The following is a 25,281-nucleotide window of genomic DNA, read 5'->3' on the forward strand; positions in this document are numbered from 1 at the left end:
CCGGAAGTCTAGCGGCAGGCGGCCCCGGCCGCTACCAATTGACTTCGCGATCCGGCGTCGCGCCAATGCGGTGGACCGAAAGGTCGGCGCCTTCAAACTCTTCCTCCTGGCTCAGGCGCAGGCCCATCGTGGCCTTGAGCGCGCCATAGACGGCAAAACCCGCCAGCAATGCCCAGCCCACGCCCATCGCGCTGCCGATCAGTTGCGCCCCAAGGCTCACGCCGCCCAAACCACCTAATGCCTGGCTGCCGAAAATACCGGCCGCGATGCCACCCCACAAGCCGCACAGGCCGTGCAAGGGCCAGACGCCCAGCACGTCGTCGATCTTCCATTTGTTCTGCGTCAGCGTGAACATCACGACGAACACGCCGCCGGCCACGCCGCCCGTCACCAGCGCGCCCAGCGGGTGCATCAGGTCAGAACCGGCGCACACCGCCACCAGCCCGGCCAGCGGACCGTTGTGCACAAAGCCCGGGTCGTTCTTGCCGAAAGCCAGCGCCGCCAGCGTGCCGCCCACCATGGCCATCAGCGAGTTGACGGCAACCAGGCCGGAGATCTTGTCGATGGTCTGCGCGCTCATCACGTTGAAGCCGAACCAGCCCACGGTCAGGATCCAGGCGCCCAGCGCCAGAAAAGGGATGTTCGACGGCGGATGGGCCGACACCGCCCCGTCCTTGCGGTAGCGGTTGCTGCGCGCACCCAGCAAAATCACCGCCGGCAATGCCAGCCAGCCGCCCACGGCGTGGACCACGATGGATCCTGCGAAGTCATGGAACTCCGCGCCGGTGAGCGACTTGATCCAGGCCTGCACGCCGAAGTGCTGGTTCCAGACGATGCCCTCGAAAAAAGGATAGACCAGGCCGACGATGACGGCCGTGGCGATGAGTTGTGGGTAAAAGCGCGCGCGCTCGGCAATGCCGCCCGAAATAATCGCCGGAATCGCCGCGGCAAAGGTCAGCAGGAAGAAGAACTTGACCAGCTCATAGCCGTTTTTAGCGGCCAGCTGCTCCGCGCCAACGAAGAAATGGGTGCCGTAGGCGACGCCATAGCCCACTACGAAATACACCACGGTGGACACCGAGAAGTCCACCAGGATTTTGACCAGCGCATTGACCTGGTTCTTTTTGCGAACTGTGCCCAGTTCCAGAAAGGCAAAACCGGCATGCATGGCCAGCACCATGATGCCGCCCAGCAGGATGAACAAGGCGTCCGAGCCCTGTTTTAGTGCTTCCATATGTCCCTCTTCAGATGAAATGTGATTTATTGGTGCGCAATTCCGTGAATTTCAGGAATTGCACCAAATACAAGCAAGAAATGCGCCGGAAGTGTGCGAAAGGGCTGCCGAATCGGGTTGAGTGGGCGCTCCCCGCGAAGCTTTGGAGACCAAGGATAGAATGAAGGCTGTCATTGGGGAGTAGCCAGCCTTTCAATCCTGAAAGGGGCTTGCGTCAACAGACTTGTTCTAGAACCTGTTTTCAATCTATACGAGGCCGCGCAAGCGCCTTCTCGGGATGGGATGCAAGGCGCGGCGCGCCAGCCCATAGCACCGCTATGGGCCAGCGCCGCAACGCCGCAGACCGCCCGAGAAGGCACTTGCCCTCCGGGTTGGGGTGAAATCGGGCGATTGAGCCACCCGGGCCCTTGCATGGGCATTAGCCCATGCGGCGTTCCCGGTCGGCCCACTCATCCCGATTGCACCCCAACGCGGCCCCGTATAGATTGAAAACAGGTTCTTTGGGCATGGCGCAAGCGGTCTTCGGATCACGCGAGACCTTTGACTGCACAGCCTCCGCTTCAGGCCGGGGATGCCGTGCAGTCATGGGTTTTGTCCGGCCGGAGTCTTTTTGAATGGAAGCTTTCCTCGTCTCCACGGGCATCGTCGCCCTCGCCGAAATGGGCGACAAGACGCAACTCCTCGCACTCATCCTCGCAGCCCGCTTCAAAAAGCCCTGGCCCATCGTTGCCGGCATCCTGGTCGCCACCCTGGTCAACCATGCCCTTGCTGGGGCCGCCGGCGCCTGGGTCACCACGCTGATCAGTCCCCAAATGCTGCGCTGGATTCTGGGCGCCTCGTTTCTGGCCATGGCCGCCTGGATGCTGGTGCCCGACAAGCTCGATGCGGACGAGGACGAAAAACCGCCGCGCTACGGCGTCTTCTTCACCACTGTGCTGGTGTTCTTCCTGGCAGAGATGGGCGACAAGACGCAGATCGCCACCGTGATGCTGGCCGCGCGCTATGACGCCATCGCGAGCGTGGTGGCAGGCACAACGCTGGGCATGATGCTGGCCAACGCGCCGGTCGTCTGGCTGGGGGAGCGCGTCACGCGCCTGGTGCCGCTGCGCGCCGTGCACATTGTGTCGGCGCTGATTTTTGCCGGCTTGGGCCTGGCCGCTCTCTTGGTGTGACCCCGGCTTGCTATACTGGCCCTCAGCGCCGATTTGCTCAGCTTGCGGGCGCTTAAAAAGTACAGCTAAAGACGACATCCAAAAACCCGGACTCGCTTTAGCGACGCCGGGTTTTTTTGTTTCTGCAGGTGATTTTTTGACACTTATTGCCACCCCGCTCAGCATGCATTTTGTCGAGGCGCTGCCACTGCAGAGCGGCGCGTCGATACGCGCCTACGACCTGAGTTATGAAACCTACGGCGAGCTCAACGCCGACAAATCCAATGCGGTGCTGATCTGCCACGCGCTCAATGCCTCTCACCATGTGGCGGGCGTTTACCTCGATGCGCAGGGCCAGCCGATCGACAAATCCGAAGGCTGGTGGGACAMCATGATCGGCCCCGGCAAGYCGGTSGACACCGACCGCTTCTTYGTGATYGGCGTCAACAACCTGGGCTCCTGCTTCGGCACCACCGGCCCCATGCAGCCCAACCCCGACACGCAGGAACTCTACGGCGCCGACTTCCCTGTCGTCACGGTGCAGGACTGGGTCAGCGCGCAAGCCCGCCTGCTGGACCGCCTGGGCATACAGACCCTGGCCGCCGTGATGGGCGGCAGCCTGGGCGGCATGCAGGCCCTGGCCTGGACGCTGCAGTACCCGGACCGGGTGCGCCACGCCGTGGTGGTGGCCAGCGCGCCCAACCTGACGGCCGAGAACATCGCTTTCAATGAAGTGGCCCGGCGCGCCATCGTGACCGACCCCGACTTCCACGGCGGCCATTTCTATCGCCACGGCGTGCTGCCCAAACGCGGCCTGCGCATCGCCCGCATGATCGGCCACATCACCTATTTGAGCGACGACGTGATGAACGAAAAATTCGGCCGCCAGCTGCGCCAGGCGGTAGCGGAAACCGTGAATGCCGACACACCCTACAAATACACCACGCAGGACATCGAATTTGAAATCGAAAGTTATCTGCGCTACCAGGGCGACAAATTCAGCGAGTACTTTGATGCCAATACCTATCTGCTGATCACGCGCGCGCTCGACTACTTCGATCCAGCCCGTAGCTACGGCGGAAGCCTGACCCAGGCGCTGGCCCATGTGCAGGCCAAATTTCTGCTCGTGAGCTTCACCACCGACTGGCGCTTTTCCCCCGCGCGCAGCCGCGAAATCGTCAAGGCGCTGCTCGACAACCAGCGCGACGTGAGCTACGCCGAAATCGACGCACCGCACGGCCATGATGCGTTTTTGCTGGAGGACGACCGCTATCTCGGTGTGGTGCGTTCCTACTTCCAGAGCAAGGTGGCCGCATGAACCCGACTGTCGACCTCAATGTGCAGCCTTCGGCCGACCTGCTGTCCATCGCCCGCCTGGTGCCGCCCGGCTCCCGCGTGCTCGACCTGGGCTGCGGCACTGGCGAAATGCTCGACTACCTGATCCGCGAGCGCGGATGCTCGGGCTACGGCGTCGAGATCAACGACGCCAACGTCCAGGCCTGCGTGGCGCGCGGCGTCAACGTGATCCAGCTCAATCTTGAGGAAGGCCTGGCGCTGTTCGGCGACAGCTCGTTCGACGTGGTGCTGCAGATCGACACCCTGCAACACCTGCGCAACGCCGAAACCATGCTGCGCGAAACCGCGCGCGTGGGCCGCGCCGGCATCGTCGTGTTCCCGAACTTCGGCCACTGGCCGAATCGCCTCGCTGTTGCGCGCGGCCGCATGCCGGTGACCAAGGTGCTGCCTTACCAGTGGTACGACACGCCCAACATCCGTGTCGGCACGCTCCAGGATTTCGAAGCGCTGGCACTGCAGAACCAGCTGGAGATCCTCGAGGCCTTCGGCCTGCAGGACGGCCGCGAAGTGCGCTTCTGGCCGAATGCCCGCGCCAGCCGCGCGGTGTTCAAGTTCCGGCGTGAGTAGCGCTGGCGCTGTCTGACCTCTAACCTCTAACCTCTAACGACGGTTTCGGCCAAAAGCAGACATAACCCGCAATTCCGAATGGGCCGGCCGGAATTCTGACCTAGCACCCCCGCGCCTCCAAGTCGTGCTGAGGCATGTTGCGCCGCGTTCGAAAGCTGTCAACAGTACGTTTTCAGCACAAATCTGACAAATCCTCTTGTAACGTTCATCACTTTATGAGATATTTGCTTCATGAACGACTGGATAGTCCTTACCGCAACACTGCCGACCACCCCGAGTGGCCTGCGGGTCCGGGTGTGGCGCGCACTCAAGGCTACAGGTGCGGGAACGCTTCGGGAGGGGGTCTATGTCCTTCCAGCCACCGCGCCCTCCGCCCCTGCTCTCCGGGAGCTCGCCAAGACGATTGCCGACGCCGGCGCTGACGCATACTTGCTCGAATTGCGCGCGCGCGATGACGCCCAGGAACAAGCGTTCCGCGCCCTGTTCGACCGCTCCGAACACTATGCAGAGCTCGTGCAGGCCGTGAAGGATGCCCGCAAGGGCATAGTGGCGGCCAGCGAAGCGGAACTCCATAAGACACTGCGCAGCCTTGAGCAGCAATTGCAGCAGGTCCAGGCAAGCGATTTCTTCCCGGGCAAGGAGAGCGCAGGGTGTGTTGAGGCCGTCTCGGCTCTGCGGCGTGAGATTGAACTGCACCTCTCACCGGACGAGCCGTCGCCTACAAAGGCTGTTGTCCCCGCGCTTTCCATCCAGGACTACCAGGGCCGCACCTGGGCCACCCGCAAGCGCCCCTGGGTGGACCGCCTCGCCACAGCCTGGCTGGTCAGTCGCTTCATCGACAAGTCCCCGAACTTCATCTGGCTGGCGGATCCGAAGAAGTGCCCCAAACAGGCTCTCGGCTACGACTTCGACGGAGCGGCTTTCACGCACGTGGGTGAGCTGGTGACCTTCGAGGTCGTCGCCAGGAGCTTCGGCCTTGACGAGAAGCCCGCCCTCGCGCGGCTCGGGCAACTCGTGCATTACATCGACGTCGGGGGCGTTCCGCCCGACGAAGCGCCGGGCATCGAAATGATCGTCCGGGGTTTGCAAGCGCAGCACGCGGACGACGACCAGTTGCTTGAAGCGGCGTTCGCTTTTTTTGACACCCTGCATGCTGCTCTGAAGGCCGCCAAATGACCACTCATATCGCCGACCAGACAGCGCCCGAACCCATCACCCGCGGGGAAGCGTTTTCCTTCTGGCTGAAGCTTGGCTTCATCAGCTTCGGCGGGCCCGCAGGGCAGATTGCCATCATGCACGAGGAACTCGTGGAGCGCCGGCGCTGGATTTCCGAGAACCGCTTCCTGCACGCCCTGAATTACTGCATGTTGCTGCCCGGCCCGGAGGCGCAGCAGCTGGCGACCTACATCGGATGGTTGATGCACCGAACCTGGGGCGGCATTGTCGCCGGCGGGCTGTTCGTCCTGCCGTCGCTGTTCATCCTGATGGCACTGTCCTGGATCTACATGGCTTTCGGCCACGTCCCGGCCATCGCGGGCCTGTTCTACGGCATCAAGCCCGCGGTCACCGCACTGGTCGTGCATGCTGCGTACCGGGTGGGCTCCCGTGCCCTGAAAAACAGTTGGTTATGGGGCATCGCGGCCGCGGCCTTCATCTCCATCTTCGCATTCAACGTCCCGTTCCCGCTGATCGTGCTCGCGGCCGGCACCATCGGCTACTTCGGCGGGAAGTACGCACCCGACAAGTTCAAGACCGGCGGCCACGGCGCTTCCGCCAAGCAGTTCGGCCCGGCCCTCATCGACGACCATACGCCCACGCCCGCCCATGCGCTCTTCAACTGGAAGCGCGTCAGGCAAGTGCTGGTCGTCTGCCTAAGTTTGTGGGTAGCCGCCATCGGCACTCTCACGGCTGCATACGGGTGGGACGCGGTGCTCACACAGATGGCATGGTTCTTCACCAAGGCCGCGCTGCTGACATTTGGCGGCGCCTATGCGGTGCTGCCCTACGTCTACCAGGGCGCCGTGGACAACTACCAATGGCTTACCGGCCCCCAGATGATTGACGGCCTGGCGCTCGGCGAGACCACGCCCGGCCCGTTGATCATGGTCGTCGCGTTTGTAGGCTTCGTCGGTGGCTGGACCAAGGCCATCTTCGGCCCTGAGGCGCTGTTCCTGGCCGGTGCCGCCGCGGCGACAGTGGTCACCTTCTTCACTTTTCTGCCGTCGTTCTTCTTCATCCTGCTCGGCGGGCCTTTCATCGAGTCCACGCACGGCAACCTGAAGTTCACGGCCCCGCTGACCGGCATCACAGCCGCCGTGGTGGGCGTGATCCTGAATCTCGCGGTGTTCTTTGCCTACCACGTGCTCTGGCCGCATGGCCTCGCGGGCCGGTTCGAGTGGGCTTCAGCCGTCATCGGAATAGCGGCCGCCGTGGCGCTGTTCCGCTTCAAGGTTGGCGTCATTCCCGTCGTGCTGGTCTCCGGCATCGTCGGCCTGGCGCTGCGGCTCAGCAACATTATTTAAAGGTGCACCCATGGACGCTCGAATTCACGACCTCTCCTTCGATCCTGCCGGCATGAACGGCCTTTCCGAGAAGCTGCTGCGCAGCCATCACCAGAACAACTACAGCGGCGCCGTCAAACGGCTGAATGCCATCCGCGGCCGGTTGCGGGAGATGCCTTTCGCGACTGCGGCCGGCTTCGACCTGAATGGGCTCAAGCGGGAAGAACTCATCGCCACCAACTCGATGCTGTTGCACGAGCTGTACTTCGACTGCCTGGGTGCCACCGGCGAGCCGTTGACACCCGCGGCGGTGCTTGCGCTGCAATCGAATTTCGGCAGCGTTGAACGATGGCGTGAGGAGTTCGTCGCCATGGGCAAGGCCCTGGCCGGCGGCTCCGGCTGGGTGCTGCTGGTATTCCAGCCGCGCGATGGAACCCTTGTGAACCAGTGGGCCGCGGACCACACGCACGCGGTGGCGGGTGGCATCCCCATCCTGGCGCTCGACATGTACGAGCACGCCTACCACCTGGATTTCGGCGCAGCCGCCGGCCAGTATGTCGACGCCTTCATGGAGAACATCAACTGGACGCGCGTGTACGAGCGCTACCAGGCCGCGGTGGAGGCTTCAAGCGAGCTGTTCGCCGCCACTGCGGACGACCTCGCCGGCGCCCATGTTCTGGATGTCCGGCGGGCAGGGGTCTTCGACCAGGCGGACTCGCTCATCCCCGGCGCGCAGTGGCGAGACCCTGCCCAGGTGAACGACTGGTCGGCGCAGTTGCCCAAGGACAAGCCCGTGATGGTCTATTGCGTTTACGGGCACGAGGTCGGGCGATCCACCACCATGCGCCTGCGTGCGGCAGGGGTCGATGCAAAGTTCCTGAGCGGCGGCATTGACGGCTGGAAAGCGGCAGGCCGGCCGCTCGCGGCAAAGCAAACCTGAGGCGTGCTTCATGGACGTGATCGACTTTCACTGCCACTTCGCCGGAAAGGGCATTCCGGTCGACGCGTCCAGAGGCAACCCACCAGCCCAGAAGGAATTCTGGGACGGCGTCAGCCGGCGGCTGACGCAAGAGGCGGCATTGCTGGCGTCGCTGCAGACGGCAGGCGTGACGAGCCGCGTCATCAACACCTCCCTTGAGTTCGTCTTGGCCCCAGGTGAGGAAGCGGACCTCGACACCATCCGCAGAATCAATGATTCGATGGCAGAAGTCACACACCGCCACAGTGGTGTGTTGCACGGGCTTGCCACCGTGGACGCCTACCGTGGCGAAGCGTCAGGCCGCGAATTGACGCGAGCAGTCAAGGAGCTGGGCCTGAAAGGTGTGTTTATCGAGAGTGCAAAGGGGGATCTGCTGCCCGATGCACCAGAAGCCAGGGCGACCTTTCTTGCCGCATCGGAGCTGAACGTCCCTGTGTTCCTGCATCCGGTGCCGGACGTGGCTCTGCGCCAGAAGTTCAGGCGCACAGGAAAGTTCAGCGAGCGTCTTTCGCGTAGCGCGATCAACAGCGCCGCCCTGCTGGCCATGGTGCACGCCGGCATGTTCGAGGAGATGCCCCATCTGAACGTGGTCGTCACCGCGCTTGCGCTGGGTGGCTTGATGGTCGGGGAATGCCTGGCGGATGGCGCGCGGATCGGCAAACACGCGTCGCCGCGGCGCAATGTCTACATCGACACGACAGGCACGCACCCGGTCATGCTGCGTGCGGCCATCGACCTCGTAGGGGCGGACCATGTCGTCACCGGCACGGATTGGCCCGTGGTCACTGAAACGGATCTGCCGGCCCGGCTCACCAGCCTGTTCGACCAGTGCGGCCTGGGCGAAACCGACCGGGAGCTGATCGCCAGTGGAAATGCGCGGCGCCTGCTGCACGCCTAAGCCTTTAAGGAGCTGATCATGCCCAGACCTTCCGTCGCATTGCTCTACCCAGGCGATCGCGCCATGCGGAATCGCGCGGATCCGGCGGAAAGCCGTTTTGCCGCCTTGTTCGACGCGTTTGCAAGCGCTGGCGTAACCGCCGTCCCGGCTGTGTACAACGATGCTTTTGCCGAGGAAGTGGAGGCGCAGTTGCGCGACTGCCGCCTTGTGCTGACCTGGTGCAACCCCATCGAAGGCGGACGAAGACGGGACGTCCTGGACGCCATGCTGCGGCGGATTGCCGACGCGGGGGTTGTGGTCAGCGCGCACCCGGAGAGCATCCTGAAGCTGGGAACCAAGGACGTTTTGTTCCACACGCGCGACCTCCCGTTCGGCAGCGACGTTTGCCGAATCGAAAGCCTCAAACAGCTCGAGGAGGAATTACCGGAACGACTCCGCCAGGGCCCACGGGTGCTCAAGCAATACCGGGGGCATAGCGGGATCGGTATCTGGCGAGTGGAACTGGCGGGCCCCATTGGCACGCCCGCGTGCCTGCGTGTGCGCCACGCCCAGCGTGGCAGCGACGAAGAGCTGATGGAGCTTCCGGCGCTCCTGGCAAGGCTGGCTCCGTACTTCGAGCCGGCGAATGGCGGGCACATGATCGACCAGGCATGGCAAGCGCGCTTGGTGGAAGGCATGGTGCGCGCCTACCTGGTGGAGGATCGCGTCGAGGGCTTCGGGCACCAGTCGGTGAACGCGCTCTACCCCGCCAAACCTGGGAAGCCGGCACCGCCATCCGGCCCGAGGCTGTACCACGCCGCCGATCTGCCGCAGTTCCAGTTCTTGAAGGAACGGCTTGAGACCGAGTGGGTCGACTTGCTTCGCGCAAGAGTCGGCCTTTCGCGCGAGCAGCTTCCCTTCCTTTGGGATTGCGACTTCATGTTCGGTGAGCCCCTGGTCGATGGCTCTGAGCGCTATGTGCTTTGCGAGATTAACGTCAGCAGCGTAGCGCCGTTCCCGGACTCCGCAATTCAGCCACTGGTGTTGGCTGTGCAACGTCGTCTGGAGCAGATTTGATCGCTTCGCCGGTGGATGACCGGGGCGCTGAGCGCGGTATGCTCAAGCCCTCGTGATGGAACCCTCAGCCGCCTACGCACCCCGGTCATCGATTCCGCTCCTGGAGCGCCTGTTCGGCGACTGGGTGCGCGAAGTGTCGCCCGCCACCGTGCGGGCCGACGCGATGGCCGGCCTGCTGGGCGCGGTGCTGGTGCTGCCGCAAGGCATCGCCTTCGCGACGCTGGCCGGCCTGCCGCCGGCCTACGGCCTTTACACCGCCGTGATTCCCTGCATCATCGCCGCGCTGTTCGGCTCCAGCCGGCACGTCATGTCGGGCCCCACCAACGCCAACTCGCTGGCCCTGTTCGCCATGCTCTCGCCGCTGGCCATGGCCTTCAGCCCGCTCTACATCCAGCTCGCGCTGGCCGTCACCGTGATGGTCGGCGTCATGCAGTGGCTGATAGGCGCGCTGCGCCTGGGCGTGCTGGCCAACTTCATTTCTCCGGCCGTGCTTTTCGGCTTTACTTCAGGTGCCGCGCTGCTGATCGCCGTGCATGCGCTGCCCGACCTGCTGGGCCTTGCGCCCGCGCCCGAACACAGCGCCGCGGCCGTGCTGGGGCATGTGCTCACGCATCTCGGCGCCGCCCAGCCGCTGGCGCTGGGCGTTGCCGCCATCACGCTGGCCGTGGCACTGTTGCTGCGCCGCCTGCGCCGCAACTGGCCTTACATGCTGATCGGCCTGGTGGTGGCCACCGCGCTGGCCTGGGTTTGGAGCCGCTGGCTGCACCCGGAGGCCACGCCGTCGGCTTCGCTGCGCACCGTGGGGCAAATCCCCGTGCCCTGGCCGCGCTTTGAAGTGCCGCGCATCAGCTGGGCGCAGGCGACCGACCTTGTCGGCCTGGCCTTCGCGCTGACCATCGTGGCGCTGGGCCAGGCGATTTCGATCGCCAAGACCGTGGCGCTGCGTTCAGGCCAGCGCATAGACGCCAACCGCGAATTCCGCGGCCAGGGACTGTCCAACATCGTCGGCGGTTTCTTCTCGAGCTATGTCTCCTGCGGCTCCATGAACCGCTCCATGCCCAACCTGGAAGCCGGCGCGCGCACGCCGCTGGCTTCGGTGTTTTCGGCCCTGCTGCTGCTGGCGCTGGTGGCGGTCAGCGCGCCTCTGCTGGCGCAGATTCCCATGGCCGCTTTGGCGGCGCTGCTGGTACTGGTGGCCTTCGCGCTGCTCGACGCCGCGCGCTGGCGCCAGCTGTTCACCTTGAGCCGCAGCGACTTCGGTGTGGCGCTGGCCACCGTGGCGGCCACGGTCACCATACGGCTGGAAATCGCGATCCTGCTGGGCATGATTTTGTCGCTGATGTCTTTCCTCTATCGCACATCCAGGCCCGCGATGCGCAGCATGGGCTTTGACAGCCGGGGGCTGGATCGCCAGTTCGTGGTGATAGACAACTCGCCCGACGCGGGGCTGGAAGCCAAAAAAAATACGGGCCCTGACGGGCCCGAAGAAGCGCCACGCCAGGTGCTGCCGGAATGCCCACAACTGAAGCTCTTGCGCATGGAAGGCGAGGTTTACTTCGGCGCAACGCAGCACGTGGCCGACATCCTGCACGCGCTGCGCACCCAGCTGCAGCCGCAAAAACACCTGTTGGTCATGGGCAAGAGCATGAACTTCATCGACCTGGCCGGCGCCGAGCTGTGGGAGGCCGAACTCGCCGCGCGCCGCGCGATGGGCGGCGACCTGTACTTTCACCGGCCGCGGCCCGAAGTCATCCGCATGTGGCGCAAAACCGGCTTCACCAGCGTGCTCGGGCCTGAACACCAGTTCCCCGACAAGTTCACCGCCATCTCGACCATCTTCAACAACCTGGACCCGGAAATTTGCCGGCGCTGCACGGCGCGGATATTCTGGGAATGCAAAACCGCACCCGGCCCCGACACACCCGCCGCCTGAAATCCCATGCCCCAATTCGCCGCCAACCTCAGCTGGATGTACACCGAGCTTCCCATGGAGCAGCGTTTTGCCGCGGCCGCGCGCGACGGCTTCACGGCCGTGGAAATCCTCTCACCCTACGTCTGGGCGCCGCAGGAACTCAAGGCCATCCTGCAGCGGCACGGCCAGCAGCTGGTGCTGTTCAACGCGCCGCCGGGCGGCGTGGATGTGGCGAGCATCGAGAAGGCCTGGGCCTCCGCGCAAAAAGGCACGGCCTGCCTGCCCGGCCATGAGGCCGAGTTCCGCGCCGGCATCGCGATTGCGCTGGAGTACGCACAGGCCCTCGGTTGCCCGCGCATCCACGTGATGGCCGGTGTGTTGCCCACGGGAATGGAGCGCGAGGCGGTGCAGTCCACCTATGTGAACAACCTGCGCGAGGCGGCCGTGCTGGCCGCCAGGGTGGGTGTGGATCTGCTGATAGAACCCATCAACACACGCGACATCCCGCGCTTCTTTTTGAACCGGCAAGACCACGCGCATGAAATCATCCGCGAAGTGGGCGCGGCCAACGTCAAGGTGCAGATGGACCTTTACCACTGCCAGGTGGTGGAGGGCGACCTGGCCATGAAGCTTCGCAAATACCTGCCCACGGGCCATGTCGGCCATTTGCAGATCGCGGGCGCGCCCGGCCGCAACGAGCCGGACGTCGGCGAGATCAACTACCCCTATCTGCTGGCGCTGCTCGACGAGCTGGGCTACAGCGGCTGGGTCGGCTGCGAATACCGGCCGCTGCGCGGCGCCGAAGCCGGCGCCACGCCGGACGGGCTGGGCTGGCTGAAAAAATTTCGCGAACGCGCTTGAGCGCGTTCGGCAGATTCAGCGCGCGCAGCGAAACGTCAGATTGATGCGCTGCCGGCCCAGGCGCGCATGCTCGCCGTCGGCCAGCGGCGCCACGCCGTGGTAGGCCAGCCGCGACGGGCCGCCCCACACCGCCACGTCGCCATGCTGCAGGCGGTAGCGCGCGGGCCTGTCGCCCCGGTTCAAGCCGCCGAACAGAAACACGGCCGGCAGGCCCAGTGACACGGAAACGATGGGCGCGTCCATCGTGCCCTCGTCCTTGTCCTGGTGCAGCGAAAGCCGCGCACCGGGTTCATAGCGGTTGATCAGGCAGGCGTCGGGATGAAAGCCGTCAAAACCCGCCTCCGCCGCGGCGCGCAACGCCAGTTCGGCAAAGCAAGTGGGCATGGCTGGCCAAGGCTTCCCGGAAAGAGGGTCCTTCGCGTCATAACGGTAGCCGCTACGGTCGGATACCCAGCCCAGCGCGCCGCAATTGCTCATCGCGACTGACATGGTGTAGCCGCCGGGAGTAACCAGGTGGCGCAGCGGCGCGGCTGCGGTGACGCTCTCCACGGCCTGCAGCAAGGCTTCATCCGCCTCAAGCGCAAAGCCGCGCAGCAGCGCCGCGCCCGGTGCGATCACTTCGGGCGCGGCATAGGGCGGCAGCACGTCATCAAAAAGCCCCAGGGTCAAACCATCTCCTTTGCGGCGCGCGCGGCAAGCTCACTGCGCGTCATGAAAAATAATCCCCAGCGTGTGCCGATGCCCGCTGCGCACGGTGCTCACACCATGCCGCATGTTGACCCGGTAAAAACCCCGGCTGCCCTGCACCGGCCGATGGTGTACGGCAAACACCACGGCATCGCCCTGCTTCAAGGGCACCACCTCGGGCCGCGACTGCATGCGCGGGCGCTGCTCGGTCAGCACAAACTCGCCGCCGCTGAAGTCTTCGCCCGGGCGCGACAGCAGCACCGCGATCTGGAGGGGAAACACATGCTCGCCGTACAGGTCCTGATGCAGGCAGTTGTAGTCGCCGGGCCCGTATTGCAAGAGCAGCGGCGTGGGCCGCTGCTGGCCGGCTTCATGGCAGCGTGCCAGGAAATCGGCATGGTCGGCCGGATAGCGCACATCTATTCCCATGGCTTCGTTCCACGTGTTGGCTATACCGACCAGGCGTGGGTAAAGCGTGGCGCGCAGCCGCGCGACGATGTCCGGCAACGGGTAGCTGAAGTACTGGTATTCGCCCTGGCCGAAGCCGTGGCGCTGCATCACCACGCGGCTGCGGAAATGGCGCGCATCGGCATACAGCCCCGCCACGGTTTTGCATTCCCACGCACTCAACAGTTGCGGGAGCACGGCGTTGCCGCGGAGGTCCAGTGCGGCGGTGGCGGCCGCCCAGTCGTCCGTGTCGGCTGGCAAGAGAGAAAGTGTTCTGGAAAGGGGTGGCATGCAGCAGTCCGTGGGGCGATGGGGTGCCATCAACACCCTCAGGATAAATTCGGCGGCTCGCTTGCGCTCGCCGGAATCGGACATTTCATTCAGGCCGCCAACTCAGTCAAGATCGGGCAGTCGGGCCGGCTGTTGCCCTGGCAGCAGTGGGCCAGATGGCCCAGGGTCTGCTTCATGGCCTGCATCTCGGTGATGCGGCGCTCCAGGTCGGCCACATGGGCCAAGGCGATGCGCTTGACGTCCGCGCTGGCGCGGCGCTTGTTCTGCCACAGCTTGAGCAGTTCGGTGATCTCGGCCATGCTGAAGCCCAGCGCGCGGGCGCGGCGTATGAAGCGCAGCGTGTGCACCTCTTTCTCGCCGTACTGGCGGTAGCCCGCCTCGGTGCGGTGCACCGTGGGCAACAGCCCCAGCGACTCGTAGTGGCGGACCATCTTGGCCGACACGCCCGACCGCGCGGCGGCCTGGCCGATGTTGAGCGGGCCGATGTTAATGGCGTCAAGGGTGTCGGTGGCTTCAGTCATGGGTGTTTCCTTTCCAGCGGCGGAGCAGCAAGGCGTTCATCACCACGCTGGCGCTACTCAGCGCCATGGCGGCGCCGGCGATCACGGGGCTCAAAAACCCCAGCGCGGCCAGCGGGATGCCGACCACGTTGTAAACAAAAGCCCAGAACAGGTTCTGGCGAATCTTGGCGTAAGTGCGGCGTGAAATATCAATGGCGTCGGCCACCAGGGAAGGGTCGCCGCGCATCAACGTGATGCCGGCCGCGTGCATGGCCACGTCGGTGCCGGTGGACATCGCGATGCCGACGTCGGCAGCCGCCAGCGCCGGCGCGTCGTTGATGCCGTCGCCGACCATGGCCACGCGCCCACCCTTTGACTGGATGCCGGCCTTGAGCTGCCCGATGATGGCGGCCTTGTCTTCCGGCAACACCTGGCTGTGCACGATGTCAATGCCGAGTTGCCGCGCCACCGCTTCAGCGCTGCCGCGGTTGTCGCCGGTCACCAGGGCGGTCTGTATGCCCAGCGCGTGCAGGCGCGCAATGGCGGCCCCCGCGCTGGTTTTGAGCGTGTCGCCGAAAGCCAGCAGCCCGAGCAAGCGGGGGGCGCCGGAGACATCGGCGAGCCAGGACACAGTCCGGCCCTGGGTTTCAAGTTCCGCGGCACGGGTGTTCAGCGAGGTGAACGCGTCAAGGTCCAGGCCCAGCTCCTGCATGAAGCGCGGGCTGCCAAGCCGGAGTTCGCGGCCCGCCACCACGGCGGCCATGCCGCGTCCCGCGACCGCGCGCAATTGGGTTGCCGTGGGGACCTCGAGCGACTGCTCCGCCGCGCGCCGCATCACGGCCCTGGCCAGCGGGTGTTCGCTGCCCGACTGGATGGCCGCGGCCCAGGCCAGCAGTTCTTGGTCCGTGATGCCATGGGGCTCCAGCGCCACCAGTTCGGGCTTGCCTTCGGTCAGCGTGCCGGTCTTGTCAAAGGCCACAACCTTGACGCTGTGCGCCACCTCCAGCGCCTCGGCGTCCTTGATCAGGATGCCCTGGCGGGCGGCGGCGCCGGTGCCCACCATGATGGCGGTCGGTGTGGCCAGGCCCAGCGCGCAAGGGCAGGCAATCACCAGCACCGCGACGGCGTTCAGGATGGCGGCTTCCCAGTCCTGTGTCGCCAGGCCCCAGCCCAGCAGGGTCACCAGGGCAATGCCTATGACTACCGGCACGAAGACGGCACTGACCTGGTCGACCAGGCGCTGGATCGGCGCTTTTTTGGCTTGTGCCGACTCGACCATGCGCACGATGCGGGCCAGCGTGGATTCCGCGCCTATGGCGGTGGTGCGGACCACGATCAAACCTTCGGCATTGACCGCCCCGCCGGTCACGTGGTCGCCCGCGTGCTTGGCCACCGGCAGGCTTTCGCCGGTGATCAGCGATTCGTCGACCTGGGTGGCGCCTTCGACGATCTCGCCGTCCACCGCAATGCGTTCGCCGGGGCGCACCACGACCAGGTCGCCGAGTTGTATTTCTTGCAGGGCGACGTCTTCATCTTTCCCGTCACGGCGACGGCGCGCGGTGTCGGGTCGCAGCGCCTGCAGCGCGCGTATCGCGGCAGTGGTCTGGTGCTTTGCGCGTGTTTCCATCCACTTGCCCAGCAGCACCAGCGTGATGACGACGGCCGAGGCCTCGAAGTACAGGTGGGCCATGCCGTGGCCGCCGTGCCGCAGCAACTGGTAGACGCTCAGGCCGTAAGCCGCCGAGGTCCCCAGTGCCACCAGCAGGTCCATATTGCCGGTGCGGGCGCGCAAGGCCTTCCAGCCGGCGCGGTAAAAACGCGCCCCCAGCCAGAACTGCACCGGCGTGGCGAGTAGCCACTGCAGCCAGCCATCGAGCATCCAGTCCCTACCGAAGAGCGTGCCCACCATGGGCAAGGCCAGCGGAGCCGAGAGGACGGCCGCCAGGGCGATGGGCCACCAGGGCGCGGCAGCTTTGTCCACGGGGGCGCCGGAAGCGGGGATTTCACTCGCCTGGTAGCCGGCTTTGGCCACCGCCGCGACCAGCGCCGGCAGCATCGCGGCATTGCCCGCGACGCCGACTTCGGCGGTTTCAGTCGCCAGGTTGACGCTGGCCGAGAGCACGCCCGGCACCTGCCTGAGCGCTTTTTCCACGCGCGAGACGCAGGAAGCGCAGGTCATGCCGTCTATCCTGAGTTGCAGGGATTGCTCGGCCACGCTGTAGCCGGCTTTGGCGACGGCGGCCTTCAGCGTGTCCATGCCGACATCGGCGCGCGCCTTCACGCTGGCCTGTTCGGTCGCGAAATTGACGCTGACGTCCTGGACGCCGGGGACATCGGCCAGCGAGCGTTCCACACGCGCCACGCAGGAGGCGCAGCTCATGCCCTGGACGGGAAACTGCCACTCGGCCAGCGCGGCTGCGGCGGAAGGTGTTTTGAAGGAGGCGCTTGTGTTCATGGGGGCAGTCTGAACCTTACCACCATGGGAGGGTCAAGCCCGCAGGACAATAGCCACGGGCGCGGGGCGGATTTGGCCGGACTGGCTTGACCCTGCCCCCATGGGAAGGTTCAGACTGCTGTTCAAACCCTTTATTTCACAACCCAAGGAATCCTCGATGGAATTCACCATCCCCGCCATGAGCTGCGGCCACTGCGCCGGGGCCATCACCCAGGCCGTCAAGTCGCTGGACCCGGCCGCGCAGGTCCGCGTGGACCTGGCGGCCAAAAAAGTCGTGGTGCAGTCCTCGCAAGACCGGCCGGCCGTGGCGGCGGCGCTCGCCGAGGCGGGTTATCCCGCACAGTAAGTCACCTTGGGGACGACGGCGGTGGCGTTTGGGCCTCGATAGAATGGCCCTTCCTCCATCCTTCAAGCCGCCTAGTGTCCGACCGATTCGCCGTCCTTCCCCAATACCTGTTTCCCAAGCAGGCGCTGACTTCCTTCGCCGGTTTCGTGGCTTCGCGCGAGCGCGGCTGGGTCACCACGGAAATCATCCGCCGCTTTGTCGCCAAGTACCAGGTCAACATGGACGAGGCGCTCAATTCGGACATCGCCAGCTACCTCACCTTCAACGACTTCTTCACACGCGCGCTCAAGCCCGGCGCGAAGGGCCACAGCTACTCAACCACCGCGCTGGTGGGCGGTGACGCGGCGCTGGCTGCGCACTACCAGGACGGCCACTTCGCCACCTTGTACCTGAGCCCGCGCGACTACCACCGCATTCACATGCCTTGTGACGGCCGGCTGGCGCGCATGGTGTATGTGCCGGGCGAGCTGTTTTCCGTCAATCCGGTCACCGCGCGCGGCGTGCCCGGGCTGTTCGCGCGCAACGAGCGCGTGGTCTGCGTTTTCGAATCGGCGCGCGGACCTTTTGTGCTGGTGCTGGTCGGCGCGACGATTGTCGGCAGCATGGCCACGGTGTGGCACGGCGTGGTCAACCCGCCGCGCGGCAAGGTGGTGCGGCAATGGGACTACCCTGATGAGCCGACTTCCGCGATCCGCCTGAAGCAGGGCGAAGAGATGGGCCGCTTCCTGCTGGGCTCCACCGTCGTCATGCTGTTTCCCAAGGGGCCGCTGCGCTTCAACCCGGAATGGGCGCCCGGCCGCGAGGTGCGGCTCGGCGAGGCCATGGCTGTCTACAACTAGGCAGGGGGCGTAAAGCCCAGGCGGCTTAAAAACGCCATGGCCGCGGCCGGCGCCCTCTCCTTGGCGCCGTTGATGAAATACACAAACACGTCGCGCGGTTTGCCTTGCGATGGCGCGTCCTCCAGCATTGGCAGGTCGGCAGGCGCATCGCCTGTAGCCCATTGGCGCGCGCGCTCGGCCCAGGCATCCAGTGCACCTTCCTCATAGCCGGTCTCCAGCCCTGCTTCGCTCATCATCAGGCGGGCATAGGCGAAGTCGCCCGTGAGGTCGGCGAAGGACGGGAATTTGTCAGCGTCGGTAAATACCGTGGCGACCCTGTAACGGCGCGCCAGCGCCAGATAGTCGGGCGACATAAAGCTTTCGTGGCGCACGTCGACCACATGGCGCAGGGCCCGGCCGTCCACCTGCTTGGGCAGCAGCGCCAGGAAAGCCTCGAAATCCCCGGCCTCAAACACCTTGCCGGGCATGAATTGCCAGACGATGGGGCCCAGCTTGTCGCCCAGTTCGCTGATGCCGCTTTCGATGAACCGCTGGATGGACTCGCCGGCCTCGGCCAGCACGCGGCGGTTGGTCGCGTAGCGCGAGGCCTTGAGGGAGAACACGAAGCCGTCGGGGGTCTCGTCATGCCACTTTTTGAAACTGGCCGGCTTGAGCGTGCCGTAATAAGTGCCGTTGACCTCGATGGCGCTCAGCTGACGGCTCGCGTATTCGAGCTCGCGGCTGTGTGGCAGGCCTGGCGGGAAGAAGTTGCCGCGCCAGGGCTCAAAAGTCCAGCCGCCCACGCCAGCGCGGATGCGGGAATGGGCCGGCGCGGAAGGGTTGGCTGGGGTGCGGCTGGCTGGTGTCATGGCGGCTCCGTGGCTTGCTGGTCGCTGGTTTGTTCTGTCGTCCAAATCTCGTCCGGATAGGGGGAGAAATGGAGAAGTTATCTTTGCCCCCGCCGGCCGCGGGCGTTGTAGGTGGAATTCTCAAATTGCGGGTCTTCCCTTGGCCGGTGGCGCGGTCTGTGTCGGAAGCGTACAGTAGCAGCTGCCGCGGCCAAAAGCTGCCCTGAAAAGCCGACAATTTCCCTCGGAGCCCTTCCATGAACGCCCCCCTGCACCGCGAAATCCCCGCCAGCATCCTCAACGCCGCCCAGGCCCTCTCCCAGGTGACCGCCCAGTGGGACGGCGACATCGTCAAACAGATCACCGACTACATCTCCATCCCCGCCAAGTCCCCGACCTTCGACAGCGACTGGGCGCAGCACGGTTTCATCGACACCGTCATGCGCAATGCGGCGGCCTGGGTTGAGGCGCAGAAGGTCGAAGGCCTCACACTGGAAGTCGTGCGCCTCGAAGGCCGGACCCCGGTGCTGTTTTTTGAGATCCCGGCTACGCGCGCCGACTCGACGCAAACCGTGCTGATGTACGGCCACCTCGACAAGCAACCCGAATTCACCGGCTGGCGCAATGACCTGAGCCCCTGGACGGCCAAGTACGAGGACGGCAAGCTCTACGGCCGCGGCGCCGCAGACGACGGCTATGCCGTCTACGCCAGCATCGCCGCAGTGCAGGCGCTCAAAGCCCAGAACGTTCCCCACCCGCGCATCGTCGGCCTGATCGAGACCTGCGAGGAAAGCGGCTCCTACGATCTGCTGCCCTATGTCAACGCGCTGCGCGAGCGCCTCGGCGAGGTCGCCCTGGTGGTGTGCCTGGACTCCGGCGCCGGCAATTACGACCAGCTGTGGCTGACCACCAGCCTGCGCGGCAATGCGGCCGGCGTGCTCAAGGTCGAAATCCTCACCGAAGGCGTGCACTCCGGCGACGCCAGCGGCCTGGTGCCCTCGAGCTTTCGCATCATGCGCCAGGTGCTGGACCGCCTTGAGGACAGCAAGACCGGGCGCTTGCTGCCGCAGAGCTTCCATTGCGAAATCCCGGCCGACCGCCTGGCCCAGGCGCAAGCCACCGCCAAAATCCTCGGCGAAGAAATCTACAAGCGCTTTCCGTGGGCGCATTACGACTGCGAAGGCTCCAGCAGCTTCGCCTTGCCCACCACCACCGACCCGGTCGAAGCCCTGCTCAACCGCACCTGGCGCCCCACGCTGAGCGTGACCGGCGCCGAGGGCTTTCCGGCGCTCAAGGACGCCGGCAACGTGCTGCGGCCTTACACCGCCTTCAAGCTCTCGCTGCGTTTCCCGCCGCTGATCGACGCCGGTGCGGCGGTGCAGGARCTCAAGRCSCTGCTRGAAGACAACGCGCCCTACCAGGCCAAGGTGACTTTCGAAAGCAACGGCGGCGCCACCGGCTGGAACGCGCCCGGCACCGTGCCCTGGTTCGAGAACGCGCTCAACGACGCGTCGCAGAGCTTTTTCGGCGCGCCTTGCGGCACCATAGGCCAGGGCGGCACGATTCCGCTGATGAACATGCTGAGCAAGGGCTTTCCCAAGGCGCAGATGATGGTCTGCGGCGTGCTGGGCCCCAAGAGCAATGCCCACGGCCCCAACGAATTCCTGAACGTGCCCTATGCCAAGAAGCTGACCGCCGCGGTCGCGCATGTGATGGCCCGCGTTCCCGGTTGACTCGGGTGCGCCCCCCTTCTTCCCCGCATCGCGGCCTTCCGCGCGCGCTTGCCCCAGGCCAGGCTTACGCCGCCGCATGCATTCGACCATCCTAGCCCCCTTCACCGCCCGCGACGGCGAGAACCTGGCCCTGTACGAGTGGCCGCTAGACGCCTGGGCCGACGAGATGGGCCCGCACGCGCCGCCGCCGCGCGCCGTCGTGCTGCTGGTGCACGGACTGGGTGAACACGCCCTGCGCTACGACCATCTCGCGCGCCAATTGATGGAATGGGGTTTCGCCGTGCGCGCTTACGACCAGCGCGGCCACGGCGAGTCCGGCGGCGCGCGCGGCGTGCTGCCGCAAGACAGCACCTTGCTCGACGACCTGGCCGAAGTGGTCGATGACACGCGGCTACGCTGCATGCGCATGCTGCGGGAATCCGCGGCGCCGGAATCCGCCCAGCTGCCGATCGTGCTGCTGGGCCACAGCCTGGGCGGCCTGGTGGCCAGCCGCTTTGTCTCACTGGGCATACGCCCCGTCGACGGCCTGGTGATGTCCTCGCCGGCACTGGATGCCGGACTCGGCCCCCTGCAGAAACTGCTGCTGGCCTTCATGCCGAAACTGGCGCCCAACCTGTGCGTGGGCAACGGCCTGGATCCGCACTACCTCTCACACGACCCGGAGGTGGTCAGGAAATACCTGGCCGACCGGCAGGTGCACAATAGGATTTCGCCGAGGCTGGGCAAGTTCATCGCGACAGCCGGCCCGGCGACGATAGCCGCCGCCGCCCGCTGGCGCACGCCGACGCTGCTGATGTATGCGGGTGCGGACCGCCTCGTCGACCCGGCGGGCAGCCGTGCCTTTGCGGAAAGCGCCGCGAATTCGCGGGACGTCATGCCCGGCACGGTGACCACGCGCTGTTTTGAGGGCCTCTACCACGAGATCTTCAACGAAACCGACTCGGCGCCGGTGTTCGATAGGCTCAAATCCTGGCTGGACGCGCGCTTCTAGTCCTGAATATGAGGCCGGCTCCGGCCCCAAAAAAATCAGCGAGCCTGCTGCAGCAGGCCGCCCAGCATGCCCATCAGGTCTTCGCCATTGCCCAAGCCTTGCGCGGGTGCCTGGCCTTCGGGCGTCAGGTGGTTGATGAGGCCCGGCAGCATCTGGGAAAGCTGGTTGGCGGCGTCACCGGGATCCACGCCCAGCCTGGCGGCGATGTCGGACACGGTGCCGGCGCCCAGCGCGCTGGTGACCTGGTCGCCCGAAACGGGCTGGTTGGGCCCGCCGCCTATCCATGACTGGATGGCGTCGCCCAGGCCGGCCTCTTCAAACTTGCTGACCAGGCCGCCCAGCCCGCCTTGCCCGCCGTTGTTGGCCAGCATGCCCGTGACGATCTGGATCAGTTGGGGATTGCTGGCCAGCATGCCGATGAGGCCGCCCAGGCCGCCTGCCGCGCCCGCCTGGTCCGGCCGGCCGTTGCTGTTGTTGAGGACGCTGCCCAGGACGGAATCGAGTAAACCCATGACGAACTCCCCAAGTGATGAATGACGCGAGCCGAAAGGCTCTCAGGCATTCTGTGCCTTGCGACGGCCCAGTGCAAGCCAGGCCAGCGCCGCGCCGGTCAGGCTCAGCGGTAGCAGCGAACCGAGGTTCAGCAAGGCCCAGCCCTGCGTGGTGACAAGCACGCCCGACGCCAGCGAGGAAATCGCCAGCACGGCAAAAATGCAGAAATTGAGCGCGCCCTGCGCCTTGTCCTTTTCCTCGGGACGGTAGGCCGTCAAGGCCAGTGTGGTGGCACCTGTGAACAGAAAATTCCAGCCCAACCCCAGCAAAAAGAGCGCCGCCAGGAACTGTTTCAGGTCCACGCCCGAAAGCGCGATCAGCACGCACACAACGTTCAGCGCCACTCCCACCGCCATGATGGGCAGGGCGCCGAAGCGGCGGATCAGGTGGCCGGTGAAAAAACCGGGTGCGAACATGCCGATCACATGCCACTCCAGCACCAGCGCGACGCTGGAAAACGGCAGGCCGCAGATCTGCATGGCGATCGGCGTGGCGGCCATCAGGAGGTTCATCACGCCAAAGCCCAGGGCGCCGGCGGCCGCCGCCACGATGAAGACCGGCTGCCGCATGATTTCGCCGAGTGGCCTTCCGCCGCGCGCCGCGTGCGCCTCGGGCGGCGGCGGAAACTGGATGAAGGCCAGCAGCGCCATGGACAACAGCGCCACGCCGGCCAGCGCCAGGTAGGCGCCGGCAAAAGGCACGTCGGTCAGCTCCCGCGTGTGGGCCGCGAGATTCGGCCCTGCTACGGCACCCAGCAGTCCGCCGGCCATGACCAGCGAAATGGCTTTTTCGCGAAAAGCCGGCAGGGCCAGTTCGGCCGCGGCGAAGCGGTAGAGCTGCGCGTTGGCGTTGTAGTAGCCGGCCACCACCGTGGCCGCCACCAGCAGCCAGAAATTCTTGCCGTAGGCCGCGTAACAGCACAGCAGGGCCGAGGCCACGGCCACCAGCAGGCCGAGCTGGAAGGAGGCCTTGCGCCCGAAGCGTGCCTGCGTGCGCGCCACCACCGAGGTCGACAGCGCCCCGCCCACCACATAGCCCATGACGGGCAGGGTCGCCATCCAGCCCAGCGGCGCCAGGTTCAGCCCGACCAGGCCGTTGATGGCGATGAAGGTGACGTTGTTGGTCAGGAACAAGCCCTGGCAGACGGCCAGCAGCCAGAGGTTGCGGTTCATGCGGCACCGCCCAGCGTCAACAGCGACAGGCAGGCCAGCGGCGCGGTTTCGGCCCGCAGCACGCGCGGGCCCAGCGTGACGGGGCCAAAGCCGCGGGCAATGGCCGCGGCTTCCTCCGCGGGGCTGAGGCCGCCCTCGGGGCCGCTTAAAAATGTCAGCGCGCCGCTGCCTGGAATCGCCTGGGCCAGCGGCCGGCTGCCTTCACGCAGCGACAGCAGCAGCCGGCTTCCGTCGGCGGCCGCATCTTCCAGGCCTTTGAGCCAGTCGGCCAGGCTGGCGACGTCGTGGATCAGCGGCACGCGGCTGCGGCCGCACTGCTCACAGGCGGCGACGGCCACGCCGTGCCAGTGCGAGATCTTTTTGTCGGCGCGTTCGCCCTTGATGCGCAGCACGCTGCGCTCGCTCATCAGGGGCTGGATGCTGGCCGCGCCGAGTTCGGCGGCTTTTTCGACCAGCCAGTCCATGCGTTCGTTGGCGGGCATGCCGACCGCCAGGTGGATGGCGCGGCCGGCCTCGCGCGCCGTGGGGACGTAGGCGCCGACGATCACCTCGACCTCGCTACGGCCCATGCGCGCAACCGTGGCGTCGAACTCCCCTTCGCTGCCGGGCTGGCCGTCGCCCTTGCCGTTGAACAGCGAAAGCGCGTCCCCGGGCTGCAGCCGCAGGACCTGGACGTGGCGGGCGGCGGCCGGCGGCAACTGGACCGTTGTGCCCGGCACCAGCGCCATGTCGGCATAGAAACGCGCGCTCACGGCACGGCCTTGGCGGCGGTAGGGCGGTGGAGGGAGTGCTTCATGCGGTCAGAACGTGTAGCCTACGCGGGTTTCATTGCCTTCGATCTCGTCGAGCAAGACCATCAATGGGCCCAGCTGGCGGTAACGCGCGGCGGTGTTGCGGGCGTAGCGGATGAAGCGCGGCGTGTCGGCCAGGTATTTGGGCTTGCCGTCGCGCAGCGTGAGGCGCGCGAAGATGCCCAAAATCTTGAGGTGGCGCTGCAGGCCCATCCATTCGACGGCCCGGTAGAACTCGCCGAAATCATCGCCGACCGGCAGGCCCGCCTTGCGGGCCTTCTGCCAGTAGCGCACGGTGATGTCGAGCACAAAATCCTCTTCCCAGCTCAGAAACGCATCGCGCATCAGGCTGGCGATGTCATAGCTGATGGGGCCGTAGACCGCATCCTGGAAATCAAGAACCCCCAGTGGTGGCGCGTCTGTGAGGGCCGCTGGTGAGCCGCCTGGGATCATCAGATTGCGCGGCATGAAGTCGCGATGCACAAACACGCGTGCACCATCAAGCGAATTCAGGTTGCTGGCCTTGATCTGTTCGAACAGTCCGTCCAGCTTTTCCCGCAGGCCGGTGTCCAGCGGCAGCTTGCGGTGTCTGGCGACATACCAATCGGGGAACAGCGAGAGTTCGCGCGACAACAGCGCCTCGTCATAGGGGGGCAGCACGCCTGGTTTCGAGGCGAGCTGCCAACGTACCAGAGCGTCCACGGCATGGGCATACAGCTCGTAGTGGGCGGAGGTGGGGCTGGCAATCGCGTCAACCGCGGCGGGAGGGGCGATCACCTCCATCATGGTTTGCGCGCCCAGGTCGCTCAGCAGCATGAAACCCAGGGGCTCGTCCCATGCCAGCACGCGTGGCGCGTTGAGGCCCGCCTCCGCCATCAGGCCGGCGACCTTGGCGAAGGGTTTGCAGTCTTCCTGCGCGGGCGGCGCATCCATGATGATGCAGCTGCCCTCGCCCGATGCGGCGTCGACCCTGAAATAGCGGCGAAAGCTGGCGTCGGCCGATGCCGGCCTCAGCGTGCCGGCCTGCAAACGATGCTGGCGGGCCACGTCGGCCAGCCAGTTGTCGAAGGCGGCGGCGCGTGCCGGGTCGGCCCAGGCGATGGACGGCGCGGTCATGCTTGCGCGGCCTTCGCCG

General features: G+C 65.7%; 24 protein-coding genes. 14 read left to right on the forward strand and 10 right to left on the reverse strand.

Features of this window, described 5'->3' with window-relative positions:
• Window positions 1-31 precede the first annotated feature (31 nt).
• Complete coding sequence (locus AC1D1Y_RS19090) at window positions 32-1,234, reverse strand: ammonium transporter (protein ID WP_477683707.1); 1,203 nt, start codon at window positions 1,232-1,234, stop codon at window positions 32-34.
• A 614-nt stretch (window positions 1,235-1,848) separates the two neighbouring features.
• Here AC1D1Y_RS19090 and AC1D1Y_RS19095 point away from each other — a divergent pair.
• The 10 genes from AC1D1Y_RS19095 to otnI all read left to right on the forward strand — a co-directional run bounded on the left by AC1D1Y_RS19095 (window position 1,849) and on the right by otnI (window position 12,515).
• The gene (locus AC1D1Y_RS19095; protein ID WP_477683708.1) at window positions 1,849-2,406 is read left to right on the forward strand and encodes a TMEM165/GDT1 family protein; all 558 of its coding nucleotides are present in this window, start codon (window positions 1,849-1,851) and stop codon (window positions 2,404-2,406) included.
• 136 nt (window positions 2,407-2,542) lie between these two features.
• A complete protein-coding gene (gene metX / locus AC1D1Y_RS19100) occupies window positions 2,543-3,703 on the forward strand; it encodes a homoserine O-succinyltransferase MetX (RefSeq protein ID WP_477683709.1) in 1,161 nt (386 codons plus the stop codon).
• Window positions 3,700-4,308, forward strand: coding sequence for a methionine biosynthesis protein MetW (metW, locus tag AC1D1Y_RS19105; RefSeq protein ID WP_477683710.1), 609 nt, complete (start codon window positions 3,700-3,702; stop codon window positions 4,306-4,308). The genes metX and metW overlap by 4 nt, the downstream gene beginning before the upstream one ends.
• 231 nt (window positions 4,309-4,539) lie before the next feature.
• A complete protein-coding gene (locus tag AC1D1Y_RS19110) occupies window positions 4,540-5,484 on the forward strand; it encodes a chromate resistance protein ChrB domain-containing protein (protein WP_477683711.1) in 945 nt (314 codons plus the stop codon).
• Window positions 5,481-6,830 (forward strand): chromate efflux transporter, encoded by a 1,350-nt coding sequence (gene chrA, locus AC1D1Y_RS19115; protein ID WP_477683712.1) that lies wholly within the window; start codon window positions 5,481-5,483, stop codon window positions 6,828-6,830. The genes AC1D1Y_RS19110 and chrA overlap by 4 nt, the downstream gene beginning before the upstream one ends.
• 10 nt (window positions 6,831-6,840) lie before the next feature.
• Window positions 6,841-7,749: a Fe-Mn family superoxide dismutase gene (locus tag AC1D1Y_RS19120; protein WP_477683713.1), complete on the forward strand. Its 909-nt coding sequence runs from the start codon at window positions 6,841-6,843 to the stop codon at window positions 7,747-7,749.
• A 10-nt stretch (window positions 7,750-7,759) separates the two neighbouring features.
• Complete coding sequence (locus tag AC1D1Y_RS19125) at window positions 7,760-8,686, forward strand: amidohydrolase family protein (protein WP_477683714.1); 927 nt, start codon at window positions 7,760-7,762, stop codon at window positions 8,684-8,686.
• 18 nt (window positions 8,687-8,704) lie between these two features.
• Complete coding sequence (locus AC1D1Y_RS19130; protein WP_477683715.1) at window positions 8,705-9,742, forward strand: Cj0069 family protein; 1,038 nt, start codon at window positions 8,705-8,707, stop codon at window positions 9,740-9,742.
• A 55-nt stretch (window positions 9,743-9,797) separates the two neighbouring features.
• Window positions 9,798-11,675, forward strand: coding sequence for a SulP family inorganic anion transporter (locus AC1D1Y_RS19135; protein ID WP_477683716.1), 1,878 nt, complete (start codon window positions 9,798-9,800; stop codon window positions 11,673-11,675).
• A gap of 6 nt (window positions 11,676-11,681) precedes the next feature.
• Window positions 11,682-12,515, forward strand: a complete 834-nt coding sequence (gene otnI, locus AC1D1Y_RS19140) for a 2-oxo-tetronate isomerase (protein ID WP_477683717.1) — start codon at window positions 11,682-11,684, stop codon at window positions 12,513-12,515.
• A gap of 15 nt (window positions 12,516-12,530) precedes the next feature.
• Here otnI and alkB read toward each other — a convergent pair whose 3' ends face one another.
• From alkB to AC1D1Y_RS19160, 4 genes are all read right to left on the reverse strand, one after another.
• Entirely contained in the window at window positions 12,531-13,184 is a 654-nt protein-coding gene (gene alkB / locus AC1D1Y_RS19145) for a DNA oxidative demethylase AlkB (protein ID WP_477683718.1), read from the reverse strand.
• 30 nt (window positions 13,185-13,214) lie between these two features.
• Window positions 13,215-13,940 (reverse strand): 2OG-Fe(II) oxygenase, encoded by a 726-nt coding sequence (locus tag AC1D1Y_RS19150; RefSeq protein WP_477683719.1) that lies wholly within the window; start codon window positions 13,938-13,940, stop codon window positions 13,215-13,217.
• 89 nt (window positions 13,941-14,029) lie between these two features.
• Window positions 14,030-14,461, reverse strand: a complete 432-nt coding sequence (gene cueR / locus AC1D1Y_RS19155; protein ID WP_477683720.1) for a Cu(I)-responsive transcriptional regulator — start codon at window positions 14,459-14,461, stop codon at window positions 14,030-14,032.
• Window positions 14,454-16,895: a heavy metal translocating P-type ATPase gene (locus AC1D1Y_RS19160; protein WP_477683721.1), complete on the reverse strand. Its 2,442-nt coding sequence runs from the start codon at window positions 16,893-16,895 to the stop codon at window positions 14,454-14,456. The genes cueR and AC1D1Y_RS19160 overlap by 8 nt, the downstream gene beginning before the upstream one ends.
• Before the next feature lie 157 nt (window positions 16,896-17,052).
• Here AC1D1Y_RS19160 and AC1D1Y_RS19165 point away from each other — a divergent pair, with 157 nt between their 5' ends.
• Together AC1D1Y_RS19165 and asd are read left to right on the forward strand one after the other, a co-directional pair.
• On the forward strand, window positions 17,053-17,241 hold the full coding sequence (locus AC1D1Y_RS19165) for a heavy-metal-associated domain-containing protein (protein ID WP_477665218.1): 189 nt from the start codon (window positions 17,053-17,055) through the stop codon (window positions 17,239-17,241).
• Window positions 17,242-17,315: 74 nt separating this feature from the next.
• Window positions 17,316-18,080 carry an archaetidylserine decarboxylase gene (gene asd, locus AC1D1Y_RS19170; RefSeq protein ID WP_477683722.1) on the forward strand — a complete coding sequence of 255 codons (765 nt, stop codon included), beginning with the start codon at window positions 17,316-17,318 and terminating at the stop codon, window positions 18,078-18,080.
• On the opposite strand, the gene AC1D1Y_RS19175 is transcribed toward asd, so the two are convergent.
• Window positions 18,077-18,928 carry a DUF72 domain-containing protein gene (locus AC1D1Y_RS19175; RefSeq protein ID WP_477683723.1) on the reverse strand — a complete coding sequence of 284 codons (852 nt, stop codon included), beginning with the start codon at window positions 18,926-18,928 and terminating at the stop codon, window positions 18,077-18,079. The two genes, asd and AC1D1Y_RS19175, sit on opposite strands and share 4 nt — an antisense overlap.
• Window positions 18,929-19,164: 236 nt before the next feature.
• On the opposite strand from AC1D1Y_RS19175, the gene AC1D1Y_RS19180 reads away from it, so the two are divergent.
• Together AC1D1Y_RS19180 and AC1D1Y_RS19185 are read left to right on the forward strand one after the other, a co-directional pair.
• On the forward strand, window positions 19,165-20,640 hold the full coding sequence (locus AC1D1Y_RS19180; RefSeq protein WP_477683724.1) for a M20 family metallopeptidase: 1,476 nt from the start codon (window positions 19,165-19,167) through the stop codon (window positions 20,638-20,640).
• A gap of 76 nt (window positions 20,641-20,716) precedes the next feature.
• Window positions 20,717-21,631 carry a lysophospholipase gene (locus AC1D1Y_RS19185; RefSeq protein ID WP_477683725.1) on the forward strand — a complete coding sequence of 305 codons (915 nt, stop codon included), beginning with the start codon at window positions 20,717-20,719 and terminating at the stop codon, window positions 21,629-21,631.
• Between the two features lie 35 nt (window positions 21,632-21,666).
• Here the strand turns inward: AC1D1Y_RS19185 and AC1D1Y_RS19190 are convergent, their stop codons facing one another.
• The 4 genes from AC1D1Y_RS19190 to AC1D1Y_RS19205 are packed head-to-tail and all read right to left on the reverse strand — an operon-like array spanning window position 21,667 to window position 25,262.
• Window positions 21,667-22,143 carry a YidB family protein gene (locus AC1D1Y_RS19190; RefSeq protein WP_477683726.1) on the reverse strand — a complete coding sequence of 159 codons (477 nt, stop codon included), beginning with the start codon at window positions 22,141-22,143 and terminating at the stop codon, window positions 21,667-21,669.
• Between the two features lie 42 nt (window positions 22,144-22,185).
• Window positions 22,186-23,355: an MFS transporter gene (locus tag AC1D1Y_RS19195; RefSeq protein ID WP_477683727.1), complete on the reverse strand. Its 1,170-nt coding sequence runs from the start codon at window positions 23,353-23,355 to the stop codon at window positions 22,186-22,188.
• A complete protein-coding gene (locus AC1D1Y_RS19200; protein ID WP_477683728.1) occupies window positions 23,352-24,107 on the reverse strand; it encodes a 16S rRNA (uracil(1498)-N(3))-methyltransferase in 756 nt (251 codons plus the stop codon). Before AC1D1Y_RS19200 ends, AC1D1Y_RS19195 begins: the two co-directional genes overlap by 4 nt.
• Before the next feature lie 48 nt (window positions 24,108-24,155).
• On the reverse strand, window positions 24,156-25,262 hold the full coding sequence (locus AC1D1Y_RS19205; protein ID WP_477683729.1) for an aminoglycoside phosphotransferase family protein: 1,107 nt from the start codon (window positions 25,260-25,262) through the stop codon (window positions 24,156-24,158).
• Window positions 25,263-25,281: the final 19 nt, after the last annotated feature.

The sequence above is a fragment of the Polaromonas sp. P1_G1 genome, from assembly GCF_056405595.1.